Source organism: Sphingomonas sp. (assembly GCF_040398505.1).
In the GTDB taxonomy this organism is placed as follows: Bacteria; Pseudomonadota; Alphaproteobacteria; order Sphingomonadales; family Sphingomonadaceae; genus Sphingomonas.
Map to the genome: position 1 here is coordinate 14415 of NZ_JBBATX010000017.1, position 10692 is coordinate 25106.

Below are 10692 nucleotides of genomic sequence, written 5' to 3' on the forward strand. Positions count from 1 at the left end.
AGCCGCGCGAGGAGCTCGGCGCGGCGGGGGCTGGTGGAGGCGAGGATGAGGGTCAAAGCAACTCCGTTCGCCCTGAGCCTGTCGAAGGGCAGCTCTCCACAAGCGAAGGCTCGGCATGTGGCACGCAGGGCTTCGACAAGCTCAGCCCGAACGGAAAAAGGGGAGGGCTCACCGCTTCAATCCCGGGTGCGCCGCTTACTTGAACCGGTACGTGATCCGCCCCTTGGTCAGATCATACGGGGTCAGTTCGACCAACACTTCGTCGCCGACCAGCACGCGGATGCGGTTCTTGCGCATCTTGCCGGCGGTGTGACCAAGAATTTCGTGGTCGTTCTCAAGCTTCACGCGGAACATGGCGTTGGGCAAAAGCTCCACCACCTGGCCGCGCATTTCGAGCAATTCTTCTTTTGCCAAACAAACCTCTGGGGACATTACGGGAATTCGTGAGCGCGGCGCATAGCGGATGGACGCGCAAAAGGGAAGCGGGCCCTGCGCAACGTAGAGGGGCCGCGCTAAAGTCACACGAGTCGCACCATCGTGGGGGGTGCGCGCGGGCTTAAAGTCACACGAGTCGCACCATCGCGGGGGTGAGCGGCCAGCGGTGGGAAAGAGCGGGCCGACGCCGGGTTAAGGCGCGGGCCGGTGCGGAGTATGCCGGAGGGGGCGGGTGTAGGACAGCGCTTAATCCGGGCGCCTTAAGCGTTCCGGGCGGCCAGCGCGACGCGGGCGGCATCGGCGAGAAAGCCCGAACGATTGGGGGCGACGCGATCGATGCGCGCGAGCAACCCTTCGTCAATCGACACCTGAACCCGTACCGATCGCCCTGGCTGTTCCCCCCGAACGAGCATCCGCGCAGCCTCGATTACGTCCGGGTCGGTCGGAATTGCATCGAGGTCGCTTGGCGCGGGGAAGGCGACGCCGTCCTCGGCCAGCCCGCTCAAATGCAGATCGAGCGCTTCCTCGGCATTGCGTGCTGCGTCCTGCAGCGTGTCGCCCGCCGATACACAGCCGGGCAAATCGGGAAAGAACACGCCGTAGCCGTGCGCCCCGCGTTCGATGATGGCGGGATAATAGACCGCCGTCATCGCGACACCGCGCTTAGCGCAGTTTGAGGCCCGATTGCCGCTCGATGCTTTTGAGCGTGCCGATGGGCAAGTCGCTCTTGGGATGCGGCACGGTGACGCGCCCCGGCAAGGCGGGGTGCGTGAATTGCTTGTGGCTGCCAGACTGACGCACTTCCAACCATCCCGCCGCTTCGAGCCTCCGGATCACCTCGCCGCTACGCATGGCGGCATTCTTTGTGTATGTAATACACAATGGCGGTGGTGCCAAGCGTCGTCATTGACGCAACGACGTGGCCTTGAGCCACTTGCCGCGGGTTTCCACCTCCCAGAAGTTCCAACCATTGGCGTGCGTGCCGCCCGCAGCCATCGCGGCGGGCGAGAAACCGGCGTAGACCTTGTCGCCGAATTGTATGCCGCTTTCGGTGATCCGCGCTTCGACAATGAGGCCGTTTCGGAAGCGGTGACGCAAGCGCGTGCCGACCGGGAAATGCACGCCATCGCTGTGCCACATGCCGCCCGTTCGGAAGTCGGCTATTTCTGCCGTTGCAGGTGGCAGCTTGAGAAGGGTTCGCAGTACGTCGTTTTCTGTCGTGGTAGGATCGGGCCGTAGCGCGGTAAGGGCTTTGAAAACCTCGAAATCAACCGGTATTTGAGTATAGCTCATAAAGAATCTTCGCGTGGGAAACGCGACATAACAGACTGGAGATCTCAGAGCAATACATAGAGAAAATGTCCGTGGCCGCCTATATCCTCGTGCTCTTTGGCGAGCGGCCCGTAGCGCTCACGCGGGATTGTTGGTGGCGAGGAACCCCTCCAGTTCCTTCAAAAACTGCACGCGGTCGGCATAGTGGCTGAAGTGGTGGTCGCCGATCGGTTGCTCGATATAGCGGTACGGCTTGCCCGCTGCCTTCAGCTTCGCCGCCATGTCGCGCGATTGCTTGACCGGTACGACGGTGTCCTTCTTGCCGTGCATAATCAGGATCGGAATCAAGAATTCCGCCGCGCCGTAAATGGGGGAGACGCCCTTCAGATCGGGCGCTTGTTCGCGGTAGTAATCCTTGGCGCGGCCGCCGTTCAGGAATTCGCCGTTATAGCGCAGCATCGCGGGCATATCCGACACGCCGGCATAGGACACGGCGCAGCGATACACGCCGGTGTCGCGCTGCGCCGCGCGGAATGCGGCGTAGCCGCCATAGGATGCGCCGACGACGCAGACGCGCTTGGCGTCGGCAAGCCCGCTCGCGGTCGCCCATTTGACCGCGTCGGTCAGATCGTCCTGCATCGCCAGGTCCCATTGCCCGCGGCCCTTTTTGGTGAAGGCATCGCCATAGCCCGATGAGCCGCGATAATTCGGTTGCAGCACGGCATAGCCGCGGTCGGCCAGGAATTGCGCCCACCAATCCCATTCCTCATCGTCGCGCGCGAACGGCCCGCCATGCGGCATCAGGATCAGCGGCAGGTTCTTGGGATCCTTGCCGCGCGGCACGGTGAGCACGCCGGCGATCTCGAGCCCGTCGCGGGCCTTGTAGCTGATCGTCTTGACCGGGGCGTAGGGCTTGATGCCGAGCGATTCGTTGACCAGGCCGAGCATGTGCAGCACGCCGTCCTGCCCGAACACATAATAGCCGCCGGATCGATCCGGGCCGCCGACGTGGACGATCATCGTCGAGAAATCGCGGCTCCACGACACGATTTGCGCAGCGCGTGTGCCGACCGCGGCGTCGATCTTGGCCTGTATGTCGGCCAAAGCGGGATCGAACCAGTGTGTCCGCGGGCGCGTGTCGATATAGCGCACGCCGACCAGCCGATTGCCGCCATCGGCGGTGATGATGCCGCTGATGTCGAAACCGGGCACGCCGAACAGCTTCGCGCCGGTTTTGAGCGTGGTGAGATCATAAGCGTAAAGCGCGTCGAACCCGTCGCTATCGTCATAGGCGAGCGCCTTGCCGGGTTCGGGCAGGAACATTGCCGGGGTGGTGGCAAGCGATCCGCCGCGCCCGGCCTTGCTGACGGTGCGGAACGGCTGGCCGGGGGCATCGCGGTACAGCAAGCGGTAGGAGCGCGACTCATCGTCATAGGCGCGGCCGTAGCGGACCGTGCCGGCCGGATCGGCATACCAGTCGAACACCTTTTCATACGGTGCCTGAACGCGGACGCTCTTGCCGGTGCTGACGTCGTAATCGCGCACCTCGGGCCAGAAGCCGGCGTCGCTGGTGTAGATCGAGGTTTGCAGTGCGAGGCGGATGTGCGGTGTGCCGTCGCGCGCGATCCACAGAATGTCATCGGCGCTTTGCGCGGCGAGATCCTTGCCGAGCACGTTGATCTTCCTGCCGTCGGCGCTGACCCCGAGCGTGCGGCGCAGGTACCAGCTGTCGCCCTCGACCGGGGCGGTGCTGCCGACGGTCAGGATCAGCCAGTCGTTATTGACCCACGCCCAGCCGGTGAGATCGGAATCGCCGGGCGAAATTAGCACGGTCTTGCGGGTGTCGGCGACATCAACGATCGCGAACCGCTGCTGCCCGTTGACGGCGATCTGTACCGCGACGTGCGTGCCGTCGGGTGAGAGGGCGGGGCGGTCGAGGAAGGGGAGTTGGGCGAATTTCTCGGCCGGAATCGGGTTGGGGGCGGTTGTCGGCGTTGGGGCCGCAGGGGTTTGCGCCTGAACTGCAGCAGGCACCGCCGCGAGCAACGCCACGCCGCATAGCGCGCCGCGAAAAGCCTTGTAGTTCATGATTTTGTCCCCCGACCCGTCATGCTTCTTATCACCTCGCACCTTATCGGGGGGCGTGGGGGAGGCAAGGTGTTGGGGAGAAAATAGCGGTGACAGGACGTCGTGGCGAAGCCACGCCGTCGGCCGGATCGGGCGGGGACTTTGCCCCGCCCGATCCGGCCGTCCGGGCTTTGGCGGATCGCCTTCTAACGCTGCGCGTTAGGCGGCTGCCAAAGCCGCCAACAGCAGCAGCGCGACAATATTGGTAATCTTGATCATCGGGTTGACCGCCGGGCCCGCCGTATCCTTATACGGGTCACCCACGGTGTCGCCCGTCACCGCGGCCTTGTGCGCTTCCGAGCCCTTGCCGCCGTGATGGCCGTCTTCGATATACTTCTTGGCATTGTCCCACGCCCCGCCGCCGCTCGTCATCGAGATCGCGACGAACAGCCCCGAGACGATCACGCCGAGCAGCATCGCGCCCAAGGCCGCAAAGCCCTCGGCCTGGCCCGCGACCAGCGTGATGAGGAAATATACCGCGACGGGGGAGAGCACCGGCAGCAAGCTCGGCACGATCATTTCCTTGATCGCGGCCTTGGTGACGAGATCGACCGTGCGCGCATAATCGGGCTTGGTCTCATAGGTCATGATGCCGGGATTGTTGGCGAACTGATCGCGCACGTCTTTCACGACTTCGCCCGCCGCGCGGCCGACCGCGGTCATCCCCATCGCGCCGAACAGATAGGGCAGCAGCGCGCCGAGCAGCAGGCCGACGATGACGTACGGGTTGGAGAGCTGGAAATTGACGGTGAGATCGGGGAAATCGCGCGCCAGATCGGAGGTATAGGCGTTGAACAAAACGAGGGCTGCGAGGGCGGCCGAGCCGATCGCATAGCCCTTGGTCACTGCCTTGGTGGTGTTGCCGACCGCGTCCAACGCGTCGGTCTTGTGGCGCACATCATCGGGCAGGCCCGCCATTTCGGCGATGCCGCCGGCATTGTCGGTGACCGGACCGTACGCATCGAGCGCGACGACCATCCCGGCCTGCGCCAGCATCGCGGTCGCGGCAAAGGCAATGCCGATCACGCCCGCGAGCTGATACGCCGCGATCACCGCGACGACGATGACGAGCGTGGGGAGCGCCGTCGATTCGAGGCTGATCGCGAGGCCCTGAATGACGTTGGTGCCGCTGCCGGTTTCCGACGCCTTGGCGATCGAGCGCACCGGGCGGAAGTTGGTGCCGGTGTAATATTCGGTGATCCACACCAGCAGGCCGGTGACGGCGAGGCCGATCATCATCGAATAGAACAGTTTCATGCCGGTGAAGCTGGCGGTTGCGCTGCCCGCAATCGCTTCGGCGGAGGCACCGCTGCCGTCGAGGAAGCTGCTCCCGCCGAGCGGCGCGTTCATGTCGCCGAGCGTATATTGCGTGGCGAAATAGATGGCGGGGATCGACAGGCCGATCGCGATCCAGAAGCCCTTGTAGAGCGCGCCCATGATGTTCTGGTTGCCGCCGAGGCGGACGAAATAGGTGCCGATGATCGAGGTGAGGATGCACACCCCGCCGACCGCGAGCGGCAGCGTCATCACTTGCAGCAGATGATCGGCATTTTTGAGCGCGAGCGCGACCGAGATCATCGTCACGCCGATCGTCACGACATAGGTTTCGAACAGATCGGCCGCCATGCCGGCGCAATCGCCGACATTGTCGCCGACGTTATCGGCGATCGTCGCGGGGTTGCGCGGGTCATCCTCGGGGATGCCGGCCTCGACCTTGCCGACCAGATCGGCACCGACATCGGCCGCCTTGGTGAAGATGCCGCCGCCCAGACGCGCGAAGATCGAGATGAGCGAGGCGCCGAACGCCAAAGCGGTGAGCGCCTTGACCACGACCGGCGCACCGGCATTCACGCCGCCCGTGCCCGCGAGATACCAGAAGGTGCCCGAAATCGCGAGCAGGCCGAGTCCTGCGACGAGCAGGCCGGTCACCGCGCCCGAGCGGAACGCCATCGTCAGGCCGCCTTGCAGCGAGGTGCGCGCGGCCTCGGCGGTGCGGACATTGGCGCGGACCGAGATGTTCATGCCGACAAACCCGGCGACGCCCGACAGGATCGCGCCGAGCGCGAAGCTGACCGCCGAAACCGGTGCGCCCAGCCCGTCAAGGAAGACCCAGACGAGCGCGAGGACGATCACCCCGACGATCGCGATGGTGCGGTACTGGCGGCCAAGATAGGCCTTGGCGCCTTCCTGAATCGCGGCGGCGATGTCCTGCATCTTTTCATTGCCGGCAGGCGCGCGCAGCACTTGCTGGATGGTGATGATGCCGTAGGCGACGGCGATAAGCCCACAGATAATGGCGGCATAGACGATCGTCATGCAAATCCTTCCCTAATGTGTCGGTGCGGGTTCCGGACATGCCGTGCCCCCACGCTTATCCCCACAGAGTAGCGCCGAAGGATCGCTTGGCAACCCGCTGTCTCAGCCGTGCTGATAGCCGAGCCGCGGGGGGAGGTGGACGGGGGTGCCATGCTCGGTGAGCGTCAGGCCGCTGCCGGGCGCGAACGCGCCGATGCAGGTGGCCGCGACGGCGGGAGCGACGCCCGCCGGCAAGGCGAACAGCAATTGGTAATCGTCGCCCCACGTCACCGCGCGGAGGCGGTCGGTGGCGAACTCGCGCGGCACGGGGACAACATCGAGCGCGATGGCTACGGCGAGCTTGCTGGCGGCGGCCATGCGCTGCGCGTCGAGCAGGAGCCCGTCGGACACGTCCATCATGGCGGTGACATGCGGGGCGAGCTGCGTGCCGTCGGCGATGCGCACGGTTGGGCGGCGATAGGCATTGGGCGCGGTATCGGGCCGCTCGAACCCGAGCAGCGCCGCGCCGATCGTGCCGGTGATCCAAAGCAAATCGCCTGGCTTCGCGCCCGAACGGACCGGCACGGGCAGGTGCGTCACGCGACCGATCGCGGTGATGGTGAGGACGCGTGGGGCGTGCGGCGGGATGGATACCGTATCGCCGCCGATGATGGGGGCGGTGTAGTGGGCGAGGACGTGGCCGAGGCCGTCTAGGAAGGCGTGGTCCCAGCCTAAGCATCCGCTGCCTTCCCCTTCGTCCTTCCCCGGCGAAGGCCGGGGCCCAGTCGCGCTGGTCGAGATCGTCTCGCGCGGACCTTCGCCATCAGCGGCCCACGACTGGGCCCCGGCCTTCGCCGGGGAAGGCATGGGAGGAGGATTTCGCAACGGATAGTTGAGCAGCACGCCGACCGGCTCCGCCCCCTTGGCGGCGAGATCCGACAGCGCGCAGGCGACGAGCCGCCACGCGACATCGGCGGGGGCCATGTCGGCGGGAAAGTGCACCCCCTCGACCATCGTGTCGGTGCTGAGCACGAGCGTGTCACCGCCGGGGGTGAGCGTCGCCGCATCATCACGCAACCCCGCCGCACCGGGGTGGAGCGGGAGGGTGCGCAGCGCGGCGAGGAATTCGGCTTCGGTCACGGCAGGGGGTTTAGCGGTCTGGCGAGCCTATGTCTGCCCAAGGCGAGCGACCCGACGCCCGCGCCGGCGTTATATCGATGGCGTCGCCGCGCGATCCCCCCTATTCGCCGCGTCTCGGTGAGCCAAAAGCGGGACATCCCATGATCCAATCCATCGCGCATCCGACCGATTTTTCCCCTGAGGGGCAAGCCGCCTTCGAACATGCGCTGTATCTCGCGCTGGCCAATCGCTGCCAGCTCAATTTGCTGCATGTCCATGATCCGCGCGCCGACGCGCAGTGGGATCGCTTTCCGCATGTGCGCGCCACGCTGCAGCGCTGGGGCTTGCTCGCGGCGGATGCGGAACCCGAGGACATTGCGACGGTGACCGGGATCGACGTGCGCAAGGTGGAAATCCGCGATATCGAGACGGGCGACGGGCTGACGCGCTTCCTCGCCGATCATTGCCCCGATTTGATCGTGATGGCGAGCCATGGCCGCACCGGGCTCAGCCGCTGGCTCGCCCCCTCGGTCTCGACCGACGTGGCGCGCGAGACGATTATCCCGACGCTGATCCTCGGCCCGCTGGCGCGGCCGTTTGTCGATTCGATGACAGGCAATCTCCATCTTGCTTCGGTGCTCGTCCCGGTCGATCACGCGCCCGCCCCGCAAGGCGCCGTGCCGCATCTCAAGTCGCTGCTCGAGAGCGTCGATGTGGGAATCGATTTCCTGCATGTCGGGCCGGTCGCGCCGGTCCTGCTCGACGGCCACGGCGCGCCGCTGGCGGTGCGGCGAATCGAGGGGCCGGTGGTCGACACCTTGCTCGATCAGGCGCGTCAGGCGAGCCTGGTGGTGATGCCGATGGCGGCGCGGCGCGACTTGCTCGATCTCGTGCGCGGCAGCACGACCGACCGGGTGGTGCGCGAAGTGACGTGCCCGGTGCTGGCGCTGCCGACGACCGGGGACGTGCCGATTTCGCTCTGATCAATCGGCGCGCTTCGCCCCGTCCAGCGTGCGATCGCGGCGGTTCGTTTCGATCGCGAGCTTCGACCGCTCGGCCTTGGTCGCGCCGAATTTCGCGCGGTTGGCGCTGGCGACCGCATCGCCCGCGGCGCGCCGCTTCGCCTTGCGCGCCAGCCGCAGGTTGACGATCTCCGCCACGGCTAGGTGCGGACGTCCTTGGCGATCGCATCGAGCAGGCCGTTGACGAAGCCCGCCTCGCGCTTGTCGAAAAAAGCGTGGGCGACGTCGACATATTCGGTGATGACGGTGCCGACCGCGACATCGGCGTGCGCGAGCAGTTCGTAGGTGCCGGCGCGCAGGATCGCGCGCATCGCCTTGTCGAGCCGGGTCAAGCTCCAGCCCTTGGCGAGCTTTGCCGCGATCATCGTGTCGATCTCGGCGAGCCGCGCGTGCGTGCCCTTTACGACATCATCGAAGAAATCGACCTCAGGCTCGGCATATTCCATATCCTCGATCGTCGCGCCGAGGCGGTGATTGTGGAATTCATGGAGCAATTGCGTGACCGGAGTCGCCTCCATGTCATGCTGGTACAGCGCCTGAACGGCGGCGAGACGGGCGGCAGCGCGCGCTTTGGAGCGCTCGGCGGTGCGGGGGGATGCGTGGGAGGACATGACGGGGCCTTAGCGGAGGATGCGGGGAAGGTGAACCGTTTAACCCGCGCTGTTGTCATCCCCGCTTTCGCGGGGATGACAGAATTGGGTTGTTGAGCTCAGTTCAACCGCAGCGCCACCGACCGCGGCCCTGCGTGACGGGACGAGAGGAAGGATGCCTCGCACAAAGACACAAAGGCACAAAAAGGGGGTGACCCTTATTGCTTTCCCTTCGTGTCTTTGCGGCTTTGTGCGAGAAAATCTTCTTCTCGCCGCCACGGCAAGAGTGATTTCGGCTGCGCGGACGCAGTGCGTCAGAGCCGCAAAGCCACCGATCTTGCGTGCGCGGGCAAGCCCTCGGCTTCGGCCAGCGCGACGGCGGCGGGGCCGATCGCGGCCAGCCCCTGTGGCCCCAATTGCAGGAAGCTGGTCCGCTTCATGAAATCGAGCACCGACAGGCCGCTGGCGAAGCGCGCCCGGCGGCCGGTGGGGAGGACGTGGTTGGGCCCGGCGACATAATCGCCGATCGCCTCGGGCGTGTGGCGGCCCATAAAGACCGAGCCGGCGTGGCGGATCTGGTCGAACAGCGCTTGCGGATCGTCGCAGGCGAGCTCGAGATGCTCGGCGGCGAGCCGGTCGATTAGCGGGATCGCCTCCGCCAGGCTGGCGGTGACGATGATCGCGCCATTCGCATCCCACGCCGCGCGCGCGACCTTTGCCGTGGCGAGCGTGTCAATCTGGGCGTCGACTTGCGCCGCGACGGCGTCGGCAAAGGCGGCATCGTCGGTCAACAGGATCGACTGGCTGGTCGGGTCATGCTCGGATTGCGACAGCAAATCGGCGGCGATCCAGTCGGCGCGGTTCTGCCCGTCGGCCAGCACAACGATTTCGGAGGGGCCAGCGACCATGTCGATGCCGACCACGCCGTACAGCTGGCGCTTGGCCTCGGCGACCCAGGCGTTGCCGGGGCCGGTGATGACGTCCACCGGGGCGATCCGCTCGGTGCCATAAGCGAGCGCGGCAATCGCTTGCGCCCCGCCGATCCGCCACAATTCATCGACCCCGGCGATGTGCGCGGCGGCGAGCACCAGCGGGTTGATCTCGCCATCGGGGGTGGGGGTGACCATCACGACGCGCTCGACCCCCGCGACCTTGGCGGGGATCGCGTTCATCAGCACCGAGGACGGGTATGCGGCACGCCCGCCGGGAATGTAGATCCCGGCATTCTGAATCGCGTTCCAGCGCGCGCCGGTGCGGATGCCATTGGCGTCGGTCGTGTCCGACCCGACGGGCTTCTGCTTTTCGTGATAGGTGGCGATGCGCTGAGCCGCGAGGTCGAGCGCGTCGCGTAGTTTGGGATCGAGCGCTTCGTAGGCGGCGCGCCAGTCGGCGGGGTCGATCTGCCAGCCGGTCGCGTTCAGATCGTGACGGTCGAAGCGCTGCGTATAATCGGCCAGCGCGGCGTCGCCCTGATCGCGCACGCGCGCGATGATGGCGGCCACGTCGCGCGCGACATCGGCATCGGCTTCGCGGCGGGCGTTGACGAGCGCGGTGAAGTCGGCGGCGAAGGTGGGGGATGTGGTGGTGAGCTTCAGCATGGTGTCCTCCCCTCCCTGGAAGGGAGGGGGTAGGGGGTGGGTGCGCATGGGGCGGGTGCTGCGTTCAACCACGAGCCGACCCACCCCCGACCCCTCCCTTTCAGGGAGGGGAGGAAGACGAAGCCGCTCATGCCGCGCGCTCCTGTGAAACAGCGCGCCGGAACGCCTCGACCAAGGGTACGATCTCGCCGCGCGTCTTGAACGCGGCGCGGTTGACGATCAGCCGCGAGGTAA

General features: G+C 66.0%; 11 protein-coding genes and 1 pseudogene. 1 reads left to right on the forward strand and 11 read right to left on the reverse strand.

From position 1 onward, the window contains the following. Nucleotides 1-195 precede the first annotated feature (195 nt). The 7 genes from infA to ABWP09_RS04020 all read right to left on the reverse strand — a co-directional run bounded on the left by infA (nucleotide 196) and on the right by ABWP09_RS04020 (nucleotide 7269). Nucleotides 196-414, reverse strand: coding sequence for a translation initiation factor IF-1 (gene infA, locus ABWP09_RS03990; RefSeq protein WP_010162480.1), 219 nt, complete (start codon nucleotides 412-414; stop codon nucleotides 196-198). 281 nt (nucleotides 415-695) lie between these two features. Beyond that, nucleotides 696-1085 (reverse strand): type II toxin-antitoxin system HicB family antitoxin, encoded by a 390-nt coding sequence (locus ABWP09_RS03995; protein ID WP_353203866.1) that lies wholly within the window; start codon nucleotides 1083-1085, stop codon nucleotides 696-698. 13 nt (nucleotides 1086-1098) lie between these two features. Further along, nucleotides 1099-1287, reverse strand: coding sequence for a type II toxin-antitoxin system HicA family toxin (locus ABWP09_RS04000; protein WP_353203867.1), 189 nt, complete (start codon nucleotides 1285-1287; stop codon nucleotides 1099-1101). Between the two features lie 51 nt (nucleotides 1288-1338). After that, nucleotides 1339-1728 (reverse strand): hypothetical protein, encoded by a 390-nt coding sequence (locus tag ABWP09_RS04005; RefSeq protein ID WP_353203868.1) that lies wholly within the window; start codon nucleotides 1726-1728, stop codon nucleotides 1339-1341. Nucleotides 1729-1845: 117 nt separating this feature from the next. After that, the gene (locus ABWP09_RS04010) at nucleotides 1846-3795 is read right to left on the reverse strand and encodes an alpha/beta hydrolase family protein (protein ID WP_353203869.1); all 1950 of its coding nucleotides are present in this window, start codon (nucleotides 3793-3795) and stop codon (nucleotides 1846-1848) included. 198 nt (nucleotides 3796-3993) lie between these two features. Further along, nucleotides 3994-6150: a sodium-translocating pyrophosphatase gene (locus ABWP09_RS04015; protein ID WP_353203870.1), complete on the reverse strand. Its 2157-nt coding sequence runs from the start codon at nucleotides 6148-6150 to the stop codon at nucleotides 3994-3996. 102 nt (nucleotides 6151-6252) lie between these two features. Beyond that, the gene (locus ABWP09_RS04020; protein WP_353203871.1) at nucleotides 6253-7269 is read right to left on the reverse strand and encodes a thiamine-phosphate kinase; all 1017 of its coding nucleotides are present in this window, start codon (nucleotides 7267-7269) and stop codon (nucleotides 6253-6255) included. 140 nt (nucleotides 7270-7409) lie between these two features. Here ABWP09_RS04020 and ABWP09_RS04025 point away from each other — a divergent pair, with 140 nt between their 5' ends. Then, nucleotides 7410-8231: a universal stress protein gene (locus tag ABWP09_RS04025; RefSeq protein WP_353203872.1), complete on the forward strand. Its 822-nt coding sequence runs from the start codon at nucleotides 7410-7412 to the stop codon at nucleotides 8229-8231. On the opposite strand, the gene ABWP09_RS04030 is transcribed toward ABWP09_RS04025, so the two are convergent. The 4 genes and pseudogenes from ABWP09_RS04030 to hisG all read right to left on the reverse strand — a co-directional run. After that, nucleotides 8232-8408 (reverse strand): DUF4169 family protein, encoded by a 177-nt coding sequence (locus ABWP09_RS04030; RefSeq protein WP_353203873.1) that lies wholly within the window; start codon nucleotides 8406-8408, stop codon nucleotides 8232-8234. A gap of 2 nt (nucleotides 8409-8410) precedes the next feature. After that, nucleotides 8411-8881, reverse strand: a complete 471-nt coding sequence (nusB, locus tag ABWP09_RS04035; RefSeq protein ID WP_353203874.1) for a transcription antitermination factor NusB — start codon at nucleotides 8879-8881, stop codon at nucleotides 8411-8413. Nucleotides 8882-9174: 293 nt separating this feature from the next. After that, on the reverse strand, nucleotides 9175-10458 hold the full coding sequence (gene hisD / locus ABWP09_RS04040; RefSeq protein ID WP_353203875.1) for a histidinol dehydrogenase: 1284 nt from the start codon (nucleotides 10456-10458) through the stop codon (nucleotides 9175-9177). 127 nt (nucleotides 10459-10585) lie between these two features. Continuing rightward, a pseudogene (gene hisG / locus ABWP09_RS04045) lies at nucleotides 10586-10692 on the reverse strand (ATP phosphoribosyltransferase); the annotation flags it as partial.

What these genes read in the sequence shown, in the direction of transcription:
- ABWP09_RS03995 (WP_353203866.1), bottom strand. Translation starts at nt 1,085, where the DNA reads ATGACGGCGGTCTATTATCCCGCCATCATCGAACGCGGGGCGCACGGC.
- ABWP09_RS04000 (WP_353203867.1), bottom strand. Translation starts at nt 1,287, where the DNA reads ATGCGTAGCGGCGAGGTGATCCGGAGGCTCGAAGCGGCGGGATGGTTG.
- ABWP09_RS04005 (WP_353203868.1), bottom strand. Translation starts at nt 1,728, where the DNA reads ATGAGCTATACTCAAATACCGGTTGATTTCGAGGTTTTCAAAGCCCTT.
- ABWP09_RS04010 (WP_353203869.1), bottom strand. Translation starts at nt 3,795, where the DNA reads ATGAACTACAAGGCTTTTCGCGGCGCGCTATGCGGCGTGGCGTTGCTC.
- ABWP09_RS04015 (WP_353203870.1), bottom strand. Translation starts at nt 6,150, where the DNA reads ATGACGATCGTCTATGCCGCCATTATCTGTGGGCTTATCGCCGTCGCC.
- ABWP09_RS04025 (WP_353203872.1), top strand. Translation starts at nt 7,410, where the DNA reads ATGATCCAATCCATCGCGCATCCGACCGATTTTTCCCCTGAGGGGCAA.
- nusB (WP_353203874.1), bottom strand. Translation starts at nt 8,881, where the DNA reads ATGTCCTCCCACGCATCCCCCCGCACCGCCGAGCGCTCCAAAGCGCGC.
- hisD (WP_353203875.1), bottom strand. Translation starts at nt 10,458, where the DNA reads ATGCTGAAGCTCACCACCACATCCCCCACCTTCGCCGCCGACTTCACC.